This is a genomic window from Streptomyces virginiae, from assembly GCF_040638905.1.
Taxonomy (GTDB): Bacteria; Actinomycetota; Actinomycetes; order Streptomycetales; family Streptomycetaceae; genus Streptomyces; species Streptomyces virginiae_B.
Genome location: NZ_JBEZYV010000008.1, coordinates 81,367 through 100,427 on the forward strand (window position 1 = coordinate 81,367; position 19,061 = coordinate 100,427).

The following is a 19,061-nucleotide window of genomic DNA, read 5'->3' on the forward strand; positions in this document are numbered from 1 at the left end:
CACCGCCTGGTGACCTAGAAAGGGAACGCCGTCCGCCCGTGCTGCACGGAGATCCACTTCTGCGTGGTGAACGCCTCGACCGTGGCCTCGCCGTTCAGCCTGCCCAGGCCCGAGGCCTTCTCCCCGCCGAACGCGGCCAGCGGTTCGTCCCCGATCGTGGAGTCGTTGACGTGGATCATCCCCGTCTCGATCCGCTGGGCGAAGCGCACGCCCCGCTCGACGTCCCGGGTGTGCACGGCGCCGCTGAGCCCGTAGGGGGTCGCGTTGGTCAGCCGTACGGCCTCGTCCTCGCCGTCGAAGACCACCAGCAGCGCGACGGGGCCGAAGATCTCCTGGCCCAGCAGCGGGGAGTCCTCGGGGATCCCGGCGAGCACGGTCGGCTCGACCAGGTTGCCGCGCGTAGACCCCCGTACGAGCGCCTGCGCACCGGATTCCACGGCCTGGTCCACGAGCGCGGTCAGGGCGTCGGCCTGGAAGGAGTTGATCAGCGGTCCGATGTGGGTGTCGGCCTCGTGCGGGTCGCCGGTCTTCAGGGCGCGCACGCGCGCGGTGAACTTCTCGGTGAACTCCTCCGCGACGGAGGCGTCGACGAGGATCCGGTTCGCGGCCATGCAGACCTGGCCCTGGTAGACGAAGCGGCTGAAGACGGCCGCGTCCACCGCGTAGTCGAGGTCGGCGTCGTCGAGGACGACGAGCGCGCTGTTGCCGCTGAGCTCCAGGACCGTGCGCTTGAAGTGGCGGGCGGCGATCGCGCCGACGTGCCGGCCGACGCGGTCCGATCCCGCGAAGGAGATGACCTTGGGGACGGGGTGCGTCAGGAGCGCGTCGCCTATCTCGGCGATGTCGGTGACGAGGACGTTCAGCAGGCCGGCGGGCAGCCCGGCGTCCTCGAAGATCTTGGCGATGACGCCGCCGCCGACGACGGGGGCGTTCTGGTTGGGCTTGACGACCACCGCGTTGCCCAGCGCCAGGGCCGGGGCGACGGACTTCAACGTGACCAGGAAGGGGAAGTTGAAGGGGCTGATCACGGTGACGACGCCGACGGGCAGCCGCTGGACCCGGTTCTCCTTGCCCTCGACCGGCGAGGGCAGGATCCGCCCTTCGGGGCGGACGGCCAGCTGGAGCGACTCCCGGATGAACTCCATCGCGAGGTGGACCTCGTACTCGGCCTTGGGACGGGTCCCGCCGAGCTCGTCGATCATCGCCTCGACGATCTCCTTCTCGCGCTCCTCGGTGATCCGCAGGGCGCGCTCCAGGACCGCGCGTCTGATGTACGGGCTGGTGGCGGCCCACTCCCGCTGGGCGCGCTCGGCGCCGCGGTACGCCTGGTCCACCTGCTCGACGGTGGCCACGGTGATGGCCGCGAGCTTCTCCCCGTTGTACGGGTTGACGTCGATGATGTCCCATGAACCGTTGCCGGCCAGCCATTCGCCGTCGATGTACTGGTGAGCGAGGTCGCTGAATATGGACATGCCATCCCTTACTGCGAGCGCGCACCCGTGCGCTGCACCGGAGACCGATCGGTCATCATGCACTGATCAGACGTCATACTACGTGCGGATCAAGACAGTTGGAGTAGGCCGCGAAGAAGATCCCGGGTCCGGTCGGGGTCGGGGCAGTCGGCCTGGAGCCGCTCCATCGCCCGCCCGTACTGCCCCACTTCCTCGTCCTTGTCCAGGTAGAGGGCACTGGTGAGCTGTTCCAGATAGACGATGTCCTGCAGGTCGGACTCGGGGAAGCGCAGCAGGGTGAAGGCTCCGCTCTCGCCCGCGTGCCCGCCGAAGGAGAAGGGCATCACCTGGAGCTGCACGTTGGGCCGCTGCGAGACCTCGATGAGGTGCTCCAACTGGCCGCGCATGACGTTGCGGTCGCCGTACGGGCGGCGCAGCGCGGCCTCGTCGAGGACGGCGTGGAAGACGGGGGCGCTCTCGGACACGAGCACCTTCTGCCGCTCCAGGCGCAGCGCGACGCGGCGGTCGATCTCGGCGGCGGTGGCGCCGGGCATGCCGCGGCTGACGACGGCGTGGGCGTAGGCCTCGGTCTGCAGCAGGCCGTGGACGAACTGCACCTCGTAGATCCGGATGAGCGACGCGGCGCCCTCCAGCCCGATGTAGGTCTGGAACCAGCCCGGCAGCACGTCACCGTAACTGTGCCACCACCCGGTCGCGTTGGCCTCGCGGACCAGCCCCAGGAGGGACTCGCGCTCGGCGCTGTCCGTGACCCCGTAGAGCGTGAGGAGGTCCTCCACGTCCCTTGCCTTGAAGCTCACCCTTCCCAACTCCAAGCGGCTGATCTTCGATTCGGATGCGCGGATCGAGTAGCCGGCCGCCTCACGGGTGATGCCGCGGGATTCTCGGAGTCGCCTGAGCTGGGAGCCCAGGAGGATGCGGCGCACCACAGAACCGCTTGCTTCTGCGGTCACTAGTACTGCCCTCCCCATCGCATTGGCGTGCGCGTGGTGTGCGCGGCGTCCAGGGGCCCCCGTACCCCAGGGGCCGCAGTCTGCCACCAAAACGCATCGGGTCGTACTCGTTCTGTAACGGAATCCCTTCTCCGGGGAAAGAAGTCCGTAAGTATGCGTAGGAAGAAATGAGCAAGAACCGTCACGTGAGCGGACAGGTCCGGCGCGTGCACGTGCATCTGCCCTTGCATCCGGCCCGAGCATTCGGAACGATGGTCCCCGCGCACCTGCGTGCTCTTCGCGCCGGCGCGGGACCCACCCCGCAGTTCTCTTTGGACACAAGCCACCGCTTCGTCCGCGAATCCCGGGAGTGCCTCGCATGGGGACGAATGGATCGACCATGCTCGAGCCGTTACGGCAGGGGCTTCCCCCGGTCGACCCCACGGCTGTCTCCGGGTCCGCCTCATGCGCTCTGCCCGCGCGGTTCGACGCGGTGCGGGGCGCGCGCACTTTCACCCGCTCGACGCTGACCCAGTGGGGCCTCGACGGCCGCTTCGACGATGTCGCCCTGGTCGTCTCCGAACTCGTCACCAACGCGCTGCGGCACGCCCTGCCGGACGAGTCGCGGGGGCCGGACGCCGAACCGGAGCCGCCGGTACGGCTGCACCTGATGCGGTGGAGCACCCGACTGGTGTGCGCGGTGCGCGACCCCAGCGAGGACCGGCCCGGCGGGGCGTTCTCGCCGGAGCGGACCGAGGAGAACTTCGACCTGGAGTCCGGGCGCGGGCTGTTCCTGGTGGACTCGTACAGCGACGGCTGGGGCTGGCACCCGCTCGCGGGGCGGCTGACCGGCAAGGTGGTCTGGGCGCTGTTCCTGCTCCACGACTGAGCCACCCGTACACGACCACTGGCCGGGACCGATCACTGTGATCAGTCCCGGCCAGTGCACGTGCATGGCTTGATGAATGCGCTGTTCCGTCAGCCGATCAGGTGATCGAACTCGCCGTCCTTGACGCCCAGGAGCAGGGCTTGTATCTCGGCCGGCGTGTAGACGAGCGCCGGACCGTCCGGGAAGCGCGAATTGCGCATGGCGACGTCGCCTCCGGGCAGCTTCGCGAACTCCACGCAGGAACCCTGCGAGTTGCTGTGTCTGCTCTTCTGCCACGTCAGCTCAAACAAGGAAGCGAGTTCTGCAGCTGCCATCCCGTTGTACGCGTGGTCCACAGGAAGCCCCCGATAGTGCAGATGTCAACTCCACCGGATCATAGCTGTGTTCACTGGCTGCTGCATGCGCAGATGCACGTGCACGCGGGGTGTTCCGGTGATCACAGACAGGTCCGCCCCCAGGGCCGGAGGGCGTCCGGGACCGCGTCGCGGCGAGCCCGGCTGCCCCGCCGGCCCGGTCCCCCCGCTCCGTCCACACCGCCCACACCGAATCCGCCGGTACGGCCCCCTGACGCCGCCCCACCGCAGAACGGGGCGCTCTCGCACCGCTAGGACTTGGGGAGCGGGCGGCGGCGGCCGCCCATGTGGGCCCGGTCCGCGGCCGCCGTGCCGTCCTCCCAGCCCGCGTGGTCGGTGGCGCCGCGGAGCCGGGTCGTGGTGGTCCGCGGGAACATCTCCTCGGCCCGGGAGGTGACCGCCACGTCGCGCGCCACCAGGGCCGGGAGGTTGTCCGGGGCCTCGGTCGCCGTGTGCTCGGCGGTCGCGGCGAGCCGGTGGCCGAGCCGGCTGGCGTAGGCCAGCAGGAACGACTGCCGGAAGGTCTTGGTCCGCTTGCGTCCGCCCGACCGCTGCGCGGCCTCGGCGCGGGTCATCGCGGCCGTCCCCTGCACCAGGAGCGAGGTGTAGAGCAGCTCCACCGCCTCCAGGTCGCTCTCGAAGCCGACCACCGTGGAGAACTGGAAGCCGCTGTTCCACACCGCCCGGCAGCGGTTGGCGGTGGCCACCGCGTCGAGCAAGACCGCCTTCGCCTCCTCGTACGGGGGCTCGACACCGATCCGGCAGGCCGCCGGCACCCGCGCCGGGCCGCCGCCGCGCGCGGCCAGCAGGGCCTCGTCCACGGTGTGCCGGGCCATCAGCTCCTGGGCCTTGGCACTCAGCGCCTCGGCCTCCTCCGGGTAGGTGGTCGCCTCGGCCTTGGCGAGCAGGGCCCGGATGCGGGCCAGCATGCGCGGTTCGATGTGGGCGTGCTCCGCGAGGGCGTCGACCGGGTCGCCGGGCAGCGGACCCACGGGCTCGACGGAGGGCAGCCGGATCAGCAGCCGCAGCACCTCCAGGAAGGCGGTCGCCAGCGTGAACCGGTCGGCCCGCTCCCGCTGCGCGAGCCCGTCGGCGTACTCCTCGTCGCTCTTCCACCACACCTCGGCGGTGCTCCAGCGCTCCGGGAGCCGGGCGTAGCGGCGCCCTTCGGCGGCGATGAGGTCCCCGGTGATCCGCAGGTGCCGCTCGTCGAGGTCCCGGCGGACCAGCCGGAGCACGTCGGCCGGCTGCCAGCCCCGCTCCCAGCCCTGCCGTACGTACGCCTCCCCGCGCGCCAGCAGCTCGCAGCCCACCCCGGGCCAGCTCCGGGAATCGGCGACGAGCAGCGAGGCCCCGGTGTCCAGCCCGGCGTCGTCCTGGGCGTAGAGGGCTGCGGCGAAGGCTCGGTCGACGGTCTCGGAAAGGTCTTTCACACCTCTCAGCTTGGCATGTCCGCCTTCGCGTCCCCCGCCCGGCGGGCGGCCTCGCTCCGCGGGCGGTGCGCGCCGGGCCGCTCCCCGCGTCCGGCCCCGGAGCCGGCGCCAAGACCGCCACGGCCGCCGGCACCCGAGGCGCGGAGCGGGGGCCGGCCCGGCGCGGCGCCACTGTCGGACCCCGGTGGGACACTCGCACCCATGAGCGACCGCACTCCCCGGTGGGCCCTCGCCGAGGACGGCGACGGGTGGTGGCACGCCGCCCCCGTGCACCCCGCGGACGCGACCCGGGCGGACGCGGCCCCGCTCCGCGTCCGTGATCCCGCCGAGGCGATCCGCCGCGCCCCGGCCGGCACCCGCTGGATCTGGCGGTCCACCGCCGCCGTGTACCCGCGCCTGCTCGCGGCCGGCGTCCGCGTCGAGCGGTGCCACGACATCGAGGACGCCGAGCTGCTGCTCCTCGGCCACGAGGGCCGCTCCGGCGAGCCCCGCTCGGCCGCCGCCGCCTGGGCGCGGCTGAACAACGCCCCCGTGCCGCCCGATCCGCCCCAGCGCGCGGCGGACCCGCGCGCCCAGGACTCGCTCTTCGACCCGCAGCCCGCCCCGCTCTCCCTCGACGCCCTGCTCGCCGTCCACGCCGACCAGGCGGGGCGGCTCGACGCGACCGCGCACCCCGACCGGATGCGGCTGCTCGTCGCCGCCGAGTCCGCGGCCTTCCTCGTCGCCGCCGAGATGAACCGGGCCGGCCTGCCCTGGCGGGCCGACGTGCACCGTGCCCTGCTGGCCGAGCTGCTCGGCGAGCGGTACGCGGGCGGCGGGGAGCCCCGGCGCCTCGCCGAGCTGGCCGACCGCGTCTCGGCCGCCTTCGGCCGACGCGTACGCCCCGACCTGCCCGCGGAGGTCATCAAGGCCTTCGCCAAGGACGGGATCAAGTTGAAGTCCACCCGCCGCTGGGAGATCCAGGAGCTGGACCACCCCGCCGTCGAGCCGTTGATCGAGTACAAGAAGCTGTACCGGATCTACACCGCCCACGGCTGGAGCTGGCTCGGCGACTGGGTCCACGCAGGCCGGTTCCGCCCGGAGTTCATTCCCGGCGGCACGCTCACCGGCCGCTGGGTCACCAACGGCGGCGGGGCCCTGCAGATCCCGAAGGTGATCCGCCGGGCCGTCGTGGCCGACCCGGGCTGGCGGCTCGTCGTCGCCGACGCCGACCAAATGGAACCGCGCGTGCTCGCCGCGATCTCCCGCGACCCCGCCTTCATGGAGGTGGCCGGCCGGCCCGAGGACCTCTACACGGCCGTCTCCCGCCAGGGCTTCTCCGGCGACCGCGACAAGGCCAAGATCGCCGTGCTCGGCGCCGTCTACGGGCAGACCTCCGGGGACGGCCTGAAGAACCTGGCCGCGCTGCGCCGCCGCTTCCCCCGGGCCGTGGCGTACGTGGACGACGCGGCGAAGGCCGGGGAGGAGGGCCGGCTCGTACGCACCTGGCTGGGCCGCACCTGCCCGCCGCCCGCCGGCTCCGGCGAGGGCTACGAAGCCGGCGACGGGGGCGTCGACCCCGGCGGCAGCGAGCCCGAGGGCGGGGCCGGGACCTCCCGGGACCGGGAGGACGGCTGGACCCCGAGCTACGCCTCCACCAACACCCGGGCCCGCGGCCGGTTCACCCGCAACTTCGTCGTCCAGGGCAGCGCCGCCGACTGGGCCCTGCTGATGCTCGCGGCCCTGCGGCAGGCGACCGCCGGGATGCGCGCGGAGCTGGTGTTCTTCCAGCACGACGAGGTGATGGTGCACTGCCCGGCCGAGGAGGCCGACGCCGTCGTGGAGGCGATCCGCGCCGCCGGCGACCGGGCCGGCCGGATCGCCTTCGGCGACACCCCGGTCCGGTTCCCGTTCACGACGGCGGTCGTGGAGTGCTACGCCGACGCCAAGTGACTCCTCCCGCAGCCAGGCCTCTTGTTCTTCAACTTTGGGCCGGGCACCTGCCGTTCGGCCCGCTCGCGGACAGTGGCAAAGTGAGCCGGATGATCGGACACCTGTACACCGTGGTCATCGACTGCCCCGACCCGGATGAGCTCGCCGGTTTCTACGAGAAGCTGCTGTCGCTCTCGCGGCGGGCGGACACGGGCGACTTCGTCGTGCTTCAGAACGCGGCGGGCGCACCGGTGGTCCTCTTCCAGCGGGTGGACGACTTTCGCGCACCTCGGTGGACGGATTCCGCGCGTCCTCAGCAGATGCACATCGACGTGCTGGTCACGGACCTCGATACGGCTGAGGCCCAGGTGCTCGCCCTCGGTGCGACGCTGCTGGACGGTTCGGACAAGCCGATCGGCTACCGCGTCTACGAGGACCCCGTCGGCCATCCCTTCTGCCTGATCACTCCCGAGGGGGCCTGACCCCAAAGGGCTGTCCCGTAATCCCCGGTGGATCAGCGCACGGCGTCAGATGCGGTGCATCGCAAGGCGGAGGAGCGTCTTGATACTGGGCGTATCCGGGCGTTCCGACAACGCGGCGAGGTGCCGTGGCTGTCGTCGTGCGCCCGCCGGGGATTACGGGACAGCCCTTAGTTGCGGTCACGGTTCCAGCCCGGCGCGAGTGCGATCTGCTTCAGCTGGTCCAGCGTGAGCGCGGGCGTCTCGCGGGTGGCGGCGCCGCTCTGGTTGGCGGCGTTGAAGGCGGAGACCGTCACGCGGACGCCGTTCTCGCGCAGGGTGGCCACGGTCCACTGGGCCACGCCTCTGCCCTTCTCGCCGGGACCCTGAGTGACCTTGACCCTGGTGCCGTCGGGCAGAACGGTGACGTCGGCGCCCGCGAAGCCCGAGGTGCTCTCGCCCTTGGAGACGTTGAGCTGGACCAGGGACTTGCCCTTGCCGTCGTCGAGCACGGCGTAGCCGTACTCCTCCTGCCCGCCCTTGGACGCGATCGGGATCCCGAACGGCGCCAGTAGCGACTCCAGGGCGTCGCCGGCGTTGCGGTCCTTGAGCGCCGCGCCCGATTCGCCACCCTGCCGGACCGGCTCCCGCTCGGCGGCCGGCAGGTCGTTGAGCGCCGTGAGCCATGCCGGCGAGGTGGCCAGAGCCTTCAGCTGCTCACTGCCCAGCGGCGGGTCGGGCCGCGTGATGCCCGCGCCCTTCTCCGCCGGGGAGTTCCACTCCGAAACGGCCACCATGAAGCCCTGCGGGGTCACGAGCACGGCCCGCCAGCACTTGGTGTCCACCCGGCGGTCGGCGTACTCGTACCCCTTGTGGATCAGCAGCTTCGAACCGTCCGGCAGCTTCTCGGTCCGGCAGTCGTCGTAGCCCTGGAGGTTCTTGTCCCCGCACTGGGTGAGCTGGCCGGCGTGGCTGCCGTCGGGGTCCACCCGGGAGAGGGCGACGCCGACGGCCGCCTTGCCCTTCCCGTCGTCGTACACGCCGGAGGCCGCCGGACCCGTGTCGCTGTCCGTGCCGCGTCCCGTCGCGGCGGTCAACTGCCCGCCCGCCAAGGCGGCTTTCAGATGGGCGATCATCTGCTCCCCGGTGACCGCGCCGCTGCCGACCCTCGGGTTCCCGGCACCCGCGTCGGGCGCACCGTCCGTGCCCGAACCACCGTCCTGCGTCGGCGCCGCGGCGACCGCGACGCCGTCCGCGCCGCCCGCGCCGCCGAGGAGGCCGCCGGCGTAGGCGCCGGCCGTCGCTGTCAGGGCCAGGGCCAGCACGGATCCGCCGACCACCGCGGCCCGGCGGCGCGCCACCAGGCGCCGACCGCGCTCCTCGCCGGCGTTCACCAGCGCGTGCCGGTCGGCCGTGAAGCCGTCCCCCGCCTGCCGGAGGGCCGCACCGAGATCATCTTCAAAGGGCATGAGGAACTAGACCTTCCGCTTCAAGGGTGGGGGTGGGCGGTGCAGGGGGCGCGCAGGGGGTGCAGGGTTCGGCGCCTTCGGCGCCCTCAGAGTTCCGCGAAGGCGCCGAGGCTGCCGCCCAGCTCCTCCCGCAGCCGGGCCAGCGCCCGGGAGGTACGCGTACGCACCGCCGCCGAGCTGACGTTCATGGCGTCGGCGGTCTCCTCGACGCTGCGGTCCTCCCAGTAGCGCAGCACCAGCACCGCCCGGTCCTTGGGCGCCAGCCGCCCCAGCACCTCCAGCAGGGTCATCCGCAGCGCCGGATCGCCGCCGCCCGTCGCCACGACCCCCGTGTCGGGGAACCGCCCGACCGGGCGCTCCCCCGCCGACCGGCGGCGCCGGTGCGTGAGGTAGGCCCGCACCAGCACCGTCTGCGCGTACGCCGCCGGATTGTCCACACGGGCGATCCGGCCCCAGTGCAGGTACATCCGGCCCAGGGTCTCCTGCACCAGGTCCTCCGCGAGATGGGTGTCCCCGCTCGCCAGCAGACAGGCCGATCGGTACAGGTGCCCCGACCGGCCCGCCGCGAATTCACGGAACCCGTCCCTGCGACCCTGTCGCATCCACTCCCCCTCGCGTCCGTCCCACCCCATTGACGCGACGGCCGTACGGGAATGTTTCACCCCTCGGTCGAAGTCACGCCGCCCAAGTCGTGGAAGTAGACGTGGAACTCCTCTCGGACGAAGCCCTCCGCCTCGTAGAGCCCCTGCGCGACCGTGTTGCCGTACGCGGTCTCCAGCTGGACGCCCGCCACCCCGGCGGCGCGGGCCCGGCGCAGCACCTCGCGCAGCAGCGCCCGGCCGGCGCCGGTACGGCGGCCGCAGGGGGCGACGTAGAGGTCGTTCAGGATCCAGGCGGTCGTCAACGACAGGGAGGAGAAGGCGCGGTAGACCTGCGCGAAGCCGACGGTACCGGCGCCGGCCACGTCGGCGAGCAGGACCAGGGACTCGTCCCTCGCGATCCGCTCCGCCAGGAACGCCCGCGGGGCGTCGGCGTCCTCGATGTCGACCTCGTAGAAGTCGAGGTAACCGCGGAACAGCGCGGCCGCCGTCTCGACGTCCGCCTCGCCGGCCGTGCGGACCACGACGTCCGGACCGTCCTGGATGGACTGCTCGACCTGCTGTGCCGCCTGACCGGTCATGTGCTCTCCCTGGGGTGTGTGTGGCGCGCGCCGCCTCGAAGCGCCCACGCTACGACGGACGTTGCCGCCGGTGGCCGCCGGCGCCGCCCGGTCGGTGCGCCTCAGCGCCCCTCAGTGCCCGGTCGCGGGCCGGGCCGGCAGCGTGCCCGGTTCACTCCCCGGTCCGGATGTGCTCGATCCGCACACATGCTCTATGTTGCAGAGGCAAAACACGGGGGCTCGGCATGGCGCACGCTCAGGAGCCGCGCCCTGGAGCGGTGGCGGGCGCTCGACGAGCCGGGACTGGGGCGACGGACGACAGATGGCACGGGACTACGACAGCCAGCTTCTGGAGTCGGTGGCGGTACGCCGCCGCAGGATGAGGGACGCCCTGCTCTTCGGCGCCCAGCGGGCGCGGCGCACGGCGGACGAGCGGCTGGGAAAGCTGTTCGCGGGCATCGCCATCGCGGCCGTCCTGTGCGCGGGTTGCGTCGGCTGGTCCTTCGTCCAGCACACCCTCGCGAAGCAGAAGGCCGAACAGCAGAAGCAGCAACAGCAACAGCAGGGGCAGTTGCAGCCGTACGGGCAGCCCACCACATCGCGGCAGCCGTCCGCTCCGGTGAGCCCGTCCGCGTCGAAGTCCCCGAAACCACCGAAGAAGACGTCACAGCCGACGCCCTCGCACTCGGCCCAGTCGCCGGGACCGGTGCAGTCGTAGAGGAAGAAGCATCAGGCGTGCAGATCCGGGAGAGTTCACGGTCCGGCAGCAGCGCCATGTACCCCTTGGCCCCGAAAGGTCGCAAACCCGCGATGATAGGTTCCCGCAAGTGGTGAGCACAGCAACGACTTCCCGGGCGCAACTCAGCCGGGTGACCCTGATCGGCGAGCGGCGCCGTGCCGACATGGTCCTGCCGTCCGACACCCCGATCGGCCAACTGCTCCCGGACATACTCCAGCTGCTCGACGACCGGGCCGCGTCCCGGCCGCTGACCCGTCAGCTGATCGCGCCGGACGGTTCCGCGCTGCCGCACGACAGCACGCTCGCGACGGCCGGCATAGCCGACGGCGCCGTCCTGCGCCTGGTCAGGAGCCACTCCGCACCGCCCGCCCCCGTCGTCCACGACGTCACCGACCTGGTCTCGGACGACCTCGACCTCCAGGCCTGGCGCTGGCGTCCCGCCGCCCGGCGGGGCAGCGCGGGCGTGGCGACCGTCGCCTTCACGGTGACCGCCGCCCTGCTCGCCCGGCACGAGTTCGCACTCGGAGCACTGGCCGGCGGCCTGGCCGCCGTCACGCTGGTCCTGATGGCGGCCGGCGCCCTCGTCTCGCGGATCGGCCAGGGCAACCGGGGCCTCGCGACGGCGCTCCTGCTCGCCTCCGGCGGCCTGGGCGTCCTCACCGCGTGGACCGCCGCGGACGCCCACGACTGGCCGGGCACCGCGCGGCTCGCCGCCGTCGCCGGCGCACTCGTCCTGACACTGGCACTGCTCGGCCACTTCTCGCCGCTCGGCCGCGGCGGGCTCTTCGGAGCCGTGGCCACCGCCGGGATCACCGCCCTGTGGGAGGCCGTCGCCGCCGTCCAGGACGACCCGGCCCGGCTCGGCGCGGTCATGGCCCTCGTCTCCGTGGTGCTGCTCGGCCTGCTGCCGCGGCTCGCCCTGATGGCCTCCGGGCTCACGGCCCTGGACGACCGCCGCTCCGGCGGCGCCTCCGTCAGCCGCCACGAGGTGGGCAACGCCCTCGCCGCCACGCACCGCGGGCTCGCCCTCGCCACGATCGTCACCGCGATCTCCGCGGCGGCCGCCGGCTGGCTGCTGACGCTCGCCGAGAAGCCCTCCGTGTGGACGGTCGCGCTGCCGTCGCTCGTCGCCGTCGTACTGCTGTCGAGGGCGCGCGCGTTCCCGCTGGTGGCCGAGGTCGTGGCGCTGATCGCCGCCGCGGCCCTGCTCGTCGTACGCCTGGTGATGCTGTGGACCGGGCACGACGGCGGCGCCGGTCCGCTCGCCGTGCTGGTCGTGGCCGCGCTGCTGCCGCTGCTCGCCCTCGCGGTGCAGCCGCCGGACCACGTGCAGGTCCGGCTGCGGCGCACGGCCGACCTCGTCGAGTCGGTGGGCATGGTGGGGCTCTTCCCGCTCGCCGTCGGGGTGTTCGGCGTGTACGGGCAGCTGCTCAACAAGTTCTGAGGAAGAGGGGCAGGGGCAGACATGCCGAACGCAGAGAACTGGCAGGGCGACGTCCTGCGCGACCTCCGGGGCGCGGCGCAGCCGGGCGCCGCACAGGGCCCGGGCGCCGGGTCGCAGGGCGCGGGCCCCGGGTCGCAGGCCGGGCCGCAGGGCGCCGGTGCGGGGCAGCGGCCGGCGGCCGGCCCCGGCGGGCAGGTTCCCGGCGGGCAGGTTCCCGGCCAGGCTCCCGCGTACGGGCACCCGCACCCCGGGGCGGGCACGGCCGCCCCGGCGCCCGCCGGCCCCCAGGGCAGCCTCCCGCCGCAGCCCCGGCCGTACCCGCACCCCCAGGCCCAGGCCCAGGCCCAGCCGCAGCAGCCCCAGCAGCCCCAGCCGCAGCAGCAGCCGCTCCAGCAGCCGCATGCCGCGTACGCCGCCGCAGGCCACGGGCAGCGGGCCCGTACCCCCGACTCCAAGCCCGCCGTGGACCGGCAGCTCTCCGGAGCCGGCCGCAAGCCCCGGCACGGCGAGCCCTTCACCGCCCGCGTCCTGCGCGCCGTACGGAGAACCGTTTCCTCGTCGGCCGCCCGCGAGGTCGCCGAAGCCACCCGCGCCGCCGAACTGCTCCAGCAGCCCGTCACCACCGGCCGCCAGATCGCCGTCACCTCCATCCGCGGCGGCGCCGGCAAGTCCACGGTCGCCGCCCTGCTCGGCACCACGTACGCGCACTACCGGCAGGACCCCGTCCTCTTCGTCGAGGCCGACCCGGCCCTCGGCTCCCTGCCGATCCGGCTCGGCGCCGAGACCCTGCGCTGGACCACCGGCGACGTCGCCGGCATCGTCGAGCCCCAGATGTCGCTGCTCGACATCACCGGCTACCTCGTCCAGCTCCGCGACAACGCCTGGCTGCTGCCCGGCAGCCAGGGCCAGATCGGCGCGATGCTCGACACCCCCTCCTACGAACGGGCCATGGTCGCGCTGCGCCGCTACTTCGGCGTGACCGTCGTCGACTGCGAGACGCTCCCCGCCGAGGTCGCCCGCGTCGCCCTGTCCGCCGCCCAGGCCCGCGTCCTGGCCACCCCCGCCACCCTGGACGGCGTCAGCAGCACGTACGCGGTCCTGCAGTGGATGCAGGGCCTGCCCCCGCACATGCTGGCCGGCACCTCCGTCGTCATCACGGAGCAGTCGCCGCACTGCGGAGTCGACCTCGCCGACGCGGTCCGCACCCTGGAGGCGGCCGGGCCGAGCGTCCACGTCCTGCCCTACGACCGCCACCTCGCGGACGGCGGCCACATCCGCACCGAACTGCTCGCCCACTCGACCCGGCAGACCGCCGCCCGGCTCGCCGCGGACGTCTTCCAGCTCTCCCAGAACCGCCACTGACGATGAGTACCCGACTGATCCACCGCCCGGCGCGGACCGTCAGGCCCCCGGCGCCGCCCGCCGCACGCACCATCGAGGCCCCGCCCAACCTCCCCGAGGGGAAGGCGGGCAGCATCGCGATGTCGCTGCTGCCCGTGGCCGGCGTCATGTCGTCCGTCGTGATGATGACGGTCGTCCGCAACAGCCAGTTCGCCGCGCTCGGCGCACTGATCCTCGTCGTCACCATCGTCGGCTCGGTCGCGCTCGTCTTCTCGCAGCGCGGCAAGGCCCAGCGCACGCGCCGCACCCAGCGCGAGGCCTACCTCGCCTACCTGGAGGACCTGCGCGAGGAGCTCTCCGCCGAGGAACGCGAACGCGGCGAGCACGCCGACGTGCTCAACCCGCCGCCGCACGCCCTGTACGACATCGTCCGCGACCCGGCCCGGCTGTGGGAGCGCCGCCGGGCCGACGGGGACTTCCTGCGCGTGCGGGTCGGCACCGGCGAGATGCCCGTACGCGACCTCCAGATCGGGCAGCAGGGCTCCTCCGTCCTCACGCCGCCCGACCGCTTCATGCTCAACGAGGCCTCGGCGCTCACCGCCCGTTTCCGCAACGGCACCGAACTCCCGCTCACCGTGCCGCTCGACCGCGTGGGCAACGTCAGCGTCATCGGCCCCCGCGAGGACTGCCTGCGCGTCGCCCGCGCCCTGCTGGTCCAGGCCGCCGCCATGCACGCCCCCGACGACGTGGCGATCGCACTGGCCGTGCCCGGCGACCGGCTCCCCGACTGGGAGTGGGCCAAGTGGATGCCGCACCTCCTCGACACCGAGCAGCTGGACGGCCCCGTCGCCGCCCGCCGCATCGCCCCCTCCGCGGACCAGCTCGCCCGGCAGATCGGCCCCGAGCTGCGCCGCCGGGCCTCCTACGCCGCAGAAGTGCGCCGCGGGCTGTCCGGCAAGGACGCCCTGTCCATGACGTCCCGGCTGCTCGTCGTGACCGACGGACACGGCGAGGACGCCGTCGAACTGCCGCGCCCCGACGACGCGGTCGGCCTGCGCGAGATGGGCGTCACCGTCCTGCACCTGCTGGAACAGCGCATCCAGGAGCCCGGGCACGTCGGCGTACGCATCACCGTCGACGGCGACCAGGTCCTCATCGAGGACCTGCGCCAGGACGAGCCCATCAGCGCCCACGGCACCGTCGACGAGGTCGGCATCCCCTTCGCCGAGGGACTCGCCCGGATGCTCGCCCCGCTGCGCCTGTCCGCCGAGTCCCTCATCGACGCCCCGCTGTCCGGACCCGTCGACTTCGCCGACCTGCTCGGCATCGACGACGTGGCCCGCCTGGAGCTGGCGAGCCTGTGGGCCCCGCGCGGCGAACGCGCCTTCCTGCGCGTGCCCATCGGCATCAGCGACGCCCGCGAGCCCGTACTGCTGGACCTCAAGGAGTCCTCCGAGCTGGGCATGGGCCCGCACGGCCTGTGCGTCGGCGCGACCGGTTCCGGAAAGTCCGAGCTGCTGCGCACCCTCGTGCTCGCCCTGGTGGCCACGCACCCGCCCGAGGACCTCGCCCTGGTCCTCGTCGACTACAAGGGCGGTGCGACCTTCGCGCCGTTCGCCGACCTCCCGCACGTCGCCGGCGTCATCACCAACCTGGAGAACCAGGCCGGGCTCGTCGAGCGCGTCCACGCCTCGCTGGCCGGCGAGGTCAAGCGCCGCCAGCAGGTCCTCAAGGACGCCGGCAACGTCGCCGACATCGGTGACTACGCCGCGCTGCGCGCCGACCGCCGGCCCGACCTGGACCCGCTCCCGCACCTGTTCGTCGTCATCGACGAGTTCGGCGAACTCCTCACCGCCAAGCCGGACTTCATCGACCTGTTCCTGTCCATCGGCCGCATCGGCCGGTCCATCGGCGTCCACCTGCTGCTGTCCAGCCAGCGCATCGAGGGCGGCAAGCTCAAAGGCCTGGACACCTATCTCTCGTACCGGCTGGGCCTGCGCACCTTCTCCGCCGACGAGTCCCGCACCGTCCTGGACACCACCGACGCCTTCCACCTCCCGCCGCTGCCCGGTTTCGGCTACCTCAAGGTCGACACCAGCCACTACGAACGCTTCAAGGCGAGCTACGTCTCCGGCGCCTACCGGGGCCCCGTACAGCGCGCCGAGGACGAGGACAGCGGCCCGCTCGCCCTGGAGTACGGGGCCTTCAACTCCCCGTCCGAGAAGGAGGGCACCGGCGGCCAGGAACCCTCGGCGCGCCGGCGCGAGACCGGTCCCACCGAGATGGGCGTCATCGTCGAGCAGCTGCAGCACGCCGCCGGTCCGGTGCGCCGCATCTGGCTGCCGCCGCTGCCCGACGCGATCTCCCTGGACTCCGTCGCCGGCCCCCTCGACGTGGGCGTGCGCGGAATGCAGCTCGCCAAGCGCCGCGACCGGCTCGCGGTGCCGCTCGGCCTGCTCGACGACCCGACGAAGCAGTGGCAGGGCCGCTGGTACCTCGACCTCACCGTCGCGGGCGGCCACGCCGCCGTCATCGGCGGCCCGCAGTCCGGCAAGACCACCCTGCTGCGGACCCTGGTCCTCTCGCTCGCGCTGACCCACACCCCGCAGGAGGTCGGCGTGTACGGCCTCGACCTGGTCGGCGGCGGCCTCCAGGCGCTGTCGGGCCTGCCGCACGTGGGCGGGATCGCGGGACGCGCCGACCGCGAGCGCGCGGCCCGCACCGTCGAAGAGGTGCGCACCATGCTCGCCCTGCGCGAGGACCTCTTCCGCGAGCACGGCATCGACTCCGTCGAGCAGCTGCGCACCCTGCACGCGGCCGGCCGGCTGCCGCAGCTGGCCTCCGCCGAGATCGTCCTCGTCATCGACGGCTTCGGCGCGCTGCGCGACGACTTCGAGGACCTCGACGACGCCGTCGTCGACATCCTCAAGCGCGGCGGCGGCTACGGCATCCACGTCGTCGCGGGCATGCTCCGCTGGAACGACGTCCGCATCGCCGTCCAGTCGAACTTCGGCACCCGGGTCGAGCTGCGCCTCAACGACCCCAGCGAGTCCAGCATCGAGCGCAAACTCGCCGAGACCCTCGCGCCCGACGAGCCGGGCCGCGTCCTCACCGACGGCAAGCTGTTCGCGCAGGTGGCGCTGCCCCGCACCGACGGACTCACCGACACCTCGGAGCTGGGCTCCGTCCTGGAGCGCACGGCCCGTACGATCCGCGCCACCTGGAGCGGCGACGCCGCGCAGCCGGTGCGGGTACTGCCGCACGTGCTGGAGCCGCACCTGCTGCCGGGCCCGGTAGCCGAGCCGAAGCGGGTGCCGATCGGCCTCGACCAGAGCGCGCTGGCGCCCGTGCTCCTCGACCTCTTCCACCACGACCAGCACCTGCTGGTCATGGGCGACAGCGAGTGCGGCAAGACCAACCTGCTGAAGACCATCGCCGGCGGTCTCATCGAGCGCTACGGCGAGGACGAGCTGGTCTTCGCCATCATGGACCCGCGGCGCAGCCTGCGCGGCGTGGTCCCGGAGGAGTTCAACGGCGGCTACGCCTACAACGCCAAGATGTGCGCGGGGCTGGCCGCGGGCATCGCCACCGAGCTGGAGCGGCGGATGCCCGACGACAGCGCCCCGCTGGAGGACCTGGAGCCGGGCAGCTGGGGCGGTGGGCCGCGGATCGTGGTCCTCGTCGACGACTACGACGTGCTGACCACCGCGGGACAGTCGCCGCTGGCCCCGTTCGTCCCCTACATCCCGTCGGCGGCGGACATCGGCCTGCACTTCGTCCTGACGCGCCGCGTCGCGGGCGCTTCGCGCGGAATGTACGAGCCGCTGGTGCAGGGCCTGCGCGAATCGGGGGCCTCGGCGGTCGTCATGGCGGGCGACCGGAGCGAGGGCCAGCTGTTCCCGGGGGTGTACGCCTCCCAGCAGCCGGCCGGCCGGGGCGTCCTCGTCCGCAGGGGCCAGTCCAACCGGCTGATCCAGACCGTGTACGCACCCGAGTGAAAGGCGGCGGGACCACATGACCAAGGACGTCGTAGCCCTGACCCAGCAGATGCCCGCCCCCTGGACGGTGCTCGCGGGTCTGCTCTCCGGCGGCCCCGACAAGCTGGTGGACACCGCCGGCGAGGGAGCGGTCATCCAGCTCTGCGACGAACAGGGGCGGCCGCTCGTCTCGGTCGAGGCTCCCCTGCTCGTACAGGTCGAGGGTGAGGCGGAACGGCTGCTCGGCGCCACCCCGCCGCGCGTCCCCTACTGGTGGACCGAGGCCCGCGCCACCACGGGCGTACCCGAGGCCGAACGCCTCGCGGGCACCTTCGCGGCCCGCCTGTCCTCGCTGGCCGGGGGGAGCGCCTGGCCGCCGGAGGCGGCGCGGTCGGTGGCGGTGGTGGAGAGCGACGGGATCAGCGTGGCCCCGACGCCCGCCGCGGCGCAGCCCGCCGTCGACGTGCTCACCCACAACGTCGCCGTGGTCATCATGGACCGCCCGGTCGTCGCGATGACGGCCTGGCTCTCCGACGCCTTCCGGGCCGCCGCCGCGGCCGAGCGGGGCCTGCAGATCGTCACCCCGCCCGGAACGGTGCTGTCCCCGGCGGTGCTCGCCAACATGCCGGACTGGCCCTCGCGGTGGGTCGTGCAGGACCAGCGGGACGGCTACTACGACGGCCTCTCGGGCGCGGTGCTGCGCTGGCAGGAGGGCATGTTCGCCACGCTCGTGTCACCGGACGCCACCGAGGAGGACCCGCGGACACCGGTCGCGGGCGCGTACAAGGAGGCGGTGAACACGGGCGAACGGCAGCTGGCCCTCACCTTCCGCACCATCCACCCCGCGGACGACCGGCTGGTCCTCGGCGGGGCCCTGGAGACGGCGTGGCGCGAGCTGACGGGCGCCCCGCCGGCCGGGTGGGGCACGGCCGAGCCCGCCAACCTCCCCTGGTCGCCCGGCCGGCTGACGGACGTGGCGTTCGCGCGGGCCCCCGAGCCGACGTGGTTCGTGGTCGTCGGCAGCCCGGAGCGGCCGGGACTGGCCACGGTGCGGATCAGCCGTACGAAGGCGGGCGTCGAGGAGACCGTGACGATGGCGCTCGGCTACGGCGACGGCGAGGAGCCGCCGCTGGACGCCCTCCCGCGCGTCGCGGAGGCCCTCGTCACCCGCCACCGCCTCCAGTCGATGCTCGTACAGCTCCGCAAAGCCCGACGTGATCTGCTGGTACCGCCGCGCTTCGAGGGGCCGGGGGTGCCGCTGGCCTTCGTACTGGGTGCGGAGGAGGTGCGCGGCATGCCGGACGACCGGGCCCGGCACACGCCGTTGGCCGAACCGCCGGTGCGGCTGGGACCCAAGTCCCGCCCCGGCTACTACTACCCCCTGCCGGGGGACCCGTCGGACCTGACGGGGTGGGCGGTCTTCGAGCGGCTGACGAGGCATCTGAAGGGCTCGTGAAGATGCCTGGCGGTTTGTCATGAGTGAGTCA

The 19,061-nt window shown here is 73.1% G+C and carries 15 protein-coding genes; 8 read left to right on the top strand and 7 right to left on the bottom strand.

Translation table 11 applies throughout. The annotated features are described in order from the left end of the window. Nucleotides 1–14: 14 nt before the first annotated feature. Both AB0F82_RS13930 and AB0F82_RS13935 read right to left on the bottom strand, forming a co-directional pair. On the bottom strand, nucleotides 15–1,472 hold the full coding sequence (locus AB0F82_RS13930) for an aldehyde dehydrogenase family protein (RefSeq protein ID WP_356810204.1): 1,458 nt from the start codon (nucleotides 1,470–1,472) through the stop codon (nucleotides 15–17). An 89-nt stretch (nucleotides 1,473–1,561) separates the two neighbouring features. Continuing rightward, nucleotides 1,562–2,440, bottom strand: coding sequence for a helix-turn-helix domain-containing protein (locus AB0F82_RS13935; RefSeq protein ID WP_356810205.1), 879 nt, complete (start codon nucleotides 2,438–2,440; stop codon nucleotides 1,562–1,564). 361 nt (nucleotides 2,441–2,801) lie between these two features. Between AB0F82_RS13935 and AB0F82_RS13940 the strand changes: the two genes are divergently transcribed. Continuing rightward, nucleotides 2,802–3,290 carry an ATP-binding protein gene (locus AB0F82_RS13940; protein WP_390079932.1) on the top strand — a complete coding sequence of 163 codons (489 nt, stop codon included), beginning with the start codon at nucleotides 2,802–2,804 and terminating at the stop codon, nucleotides 3,288–3,290. Nucleotides 3,291–3,379: 89 nt separating this feature from the next. Here AB0F82_RS13940 and AB0F82_RS13945 read toward each other — a convergent pair whose 3' ends face one another. Beyond that, nucleotides 3,380–3,625 (bottom strand): DUF397 domain-containing protein, encoded by a 246-nt coding sequence (locus AB0F82_RS13945; protein ID WP_350989850.1) that lies wholly within the window; start codon nucleotides 3,623–3,625, stop codon nucleotides 3,380–3,382. 269 nt (nucleotides 3,626–3,894) lie between these two features. After that, on the bottom strand, nucleotides 3,895–5,076 hold the full coding sequence (locus AB0F82_RS13950) for a DUF2786 domain-containing protein (RefSeq protein WP_362626790.1): 1,182 nt from the start codon (nucleotides 5,074–5,076) through the stop codon (nucleotides 3,895–3,897). Between the two features lie 201 nt (nucleotides 5,077–5,277). Here AB0F82_RS13950 and AB0F82_RS13955 point away from each other — a divergent pair, with 201 nt between their 5' ends. After that, nucleotides 5,278–7,008, top strand: a complete 1,731-nt coding sequence (locus AB0F82_RS13955; protein WP_362626793.1) for a bifunctional 3'-5' exonuclease/DNA polymerase — start codon at nucleotides 5,278–5,280, stop codon at nucleotides 7,006–7,008. Nucleotides 7,009–7,097: 89 nt separating this feature from the next. After that, entirely contained in the window at nucleotides 7,098–7,469 is a 372-nt protein-coding gene (locus AB0F82_RS13960; protein WP_356810209.1) for a VOC family protein, read from the top strand. Nucleotides 7,470–7,636: 167 nt separating this feature from the next. Here AB0F82_RS13960 and AB0F82_RS13965 read toward each other — a convergent pair whose 3' ends face one another. The 3 genes from AB0F82_RS13965 to AB0F82_RS13975 all read right to left on the bottom strand — a co-directional run bounded on the left by AB0F82_RS13965 (nucleotide 7,637) and on the right by AB0F82_RS13975 (nucleotide 10,094). Beyond that, entirely contained in the window at nucleotides 7,637–8,914 is a 1,278-nt protein-coding gene (locus AB0F82_RS13965) for a hypothetical protein (protein ID WP_362626796.1), read from the bottom strand. Nucleotides 8,915–9,000: 86 nt separating this feature from the next. After that, nucleotides 9,001–9,516 carry a SigE family RNA polymerase sigma factor gene (locus tag AB0F82_RS13970; RefSeq protein ID WP_362626799.1) on the bottom strand — a complete coding sequence of 172 codons (516 nt, stop codon included), beginning with the start codon at nucleotides 9,514–9,516 and terminating at the stop codon, nucleotides 9,001–9,003. A gap of 56 nt (nucleotides 9,517–9,572) precedes the next feature. Further along, complete coding sequence (locus AB0F82_RS13975; protein WP_362626802.1) at nucleotides 9,573–10,094, bottom strand: GNAT family N-acetyltransferase; 522 nt, start codon at nucleotides 10,092–10,094, stop codon at nucleotides 9,573–9,575. A 301-nt stretch (nucleotides 10,095–10,395) separates the two neighbouring features. Here AB0F82_RS13975 and AB0F82_RS38665 point away from each other — a divergent pair, with 301 nt between their 5' ends. From AB0F82_RS38665 to AB0F82_RS14000, 5 genes are all read left to right on the top strand, one after another. Further along, nucleotides 10,396–10,791: a hypothetical protein gene (locus AB0F82_RS38665; protein ID WP_390079922.1), complete on the top strand. Its 396-nt coding sequence runs from the start codon at nucleotides 10,396–10,398 to the stop codon at nucleotides 10,789–10,791. Between the two features lie 109 nt (nucleotides 10,792–10,900). Then, nucleotides 10,901–12,256, top strand: a complete 1,356-nt coding sequence (gene eccD / locus AB0F82_RS13985; RefSeq protein WP_362626805.1) for a type VII secretion integral membrane protein EccD — start codon at nucleotides 10,901–10,903, stop codon at nucleotides 12,254–12,256. A gap of 21 nt (nucleotides 12,257–12,277) precedes the next feature. Next, nucleotides 12,278–13,618: a MinD/ParA family ATP-binding protein gene (locus tag AB0F82_RS13990; protein WP_362626808.1), complete on the top strand. Its 1,341-nt coding sequence runs from the start codon at nucleotides 12,278–12,280 to the stop codon at nucleotides 13,616–13,618. Between the two features lie 2 nt (nucleotides 13,619–13,620). Continuing rightward, a complete protein-coding gene (eccCa, locus tag AB0F82_RS13995) occupies nucleotides 13,621–17,595 on the top strand; it encodes a type VII secretion protein EccCa (RefSeq protein WP_362626811.1) in 3,975 nt (1,324 codons plus the stop codon). 16 nt (nucleotides 17,596–17,611) lie between these two features. Next, nucleotides 17,612–19,030, top strand: coding sequence for a DUF6177 family protein (locus tag AB0F82_RS14000; protein WP_362626814.1), 1,419 nt, complete (start codon nucleotides 17,612–17,614; stop codon nucleotides 19,028–19,030). Nucleotides 19,031–19,061: the final 31 nt, after the last annotated feature.

Bases quoted from the DNA above. Each gene is read 5' to 3' on its own strand.
- AB0F82_RS13955 (WP_362626793.1), top strand. From the start codon at position 5,278: ATGAGCGACCGCACTCCCCGGTGGGCCCTCGCCGAGGACGGCGACGGG.
- eccCa (WP_362626811.1), top strand. From the start codon at position 13,621: ATGAGTACCCGACTGATCCACCGCCCGGCGCGGACCGTCAGGCCCCCG.
- AB0F82_RS14000 (WP_362626814.1), top strand. From the start codon at position 17,612: ATGACCAAGGACGTCGTAGCCCTGACCCAGCAGATGCCCGCCCCCTGG.
- AB0F82_RS13975 (WP_362626802.1), bottom strand. From the start codon at position 10,094: ATGACCGGTCAGGCGGCACAGCAGGTCGAGCAGTCCATCCAGGACGGT.
- AB0F82_RS13965 (WP_362626796.1), bottom strand. From the start codon at position 8,914: ATGCCCTTTGAAGATGATCTCGGTGCGGCCCTCCGGCAGGCGGGGGAC.
- AB0F82_RS13990 (WP_362626808.1), top strand. From the start codon at position 12,278: ATGCCGAACGCAGAGAACTGGCAGGGCGACGTCCTGCGCGACCTCCGG.
- AB0F82_RS13940 (WP_390079932.1), top strand. From the start codon at position 2,802: ATGCTCGAGCCGTTACGGCAGGGGCTTCCCCCGGTCGACCCCACGGCT.
- AB0F82_RS13935 (WP_356810205.1), bottom strand. From the start codon at position 2,440: ATGGGGAGGGCAGTACTAGTGACCGCAGAAGCAAGCGGTTCTGTGGTG.
- AB0F82_RS13970 (WP_362626799.1), bottom strand. From the start codon at position 9,516: ATGCGACAGGGTCGCAGGGACGGGTTCCGTGAATTCGCGGCGGGCCGG.
- AB0F82_RS13960 (WP_356810209.1), top strand. From the start codon at position 7,098: ATGATCGGACACCTGTACACCGTGGTCATCGACTGCCCCGACCCGGAT.
- AB0F82_RS38665 (WP_390079922.1), top strand. From the start codon at position 10,396: ATGGCACGGGACTACGACAGCCAGCTTCTGGAGTCGGTGGCGGTACGC.
- AB0F82_RS13930 (WP_356810204.1), bottom strand. From the start codon at position 1,472: ATGTCCATATTCAGCGACCTCGCTCACCAGTACATCGACGGCGAATGG.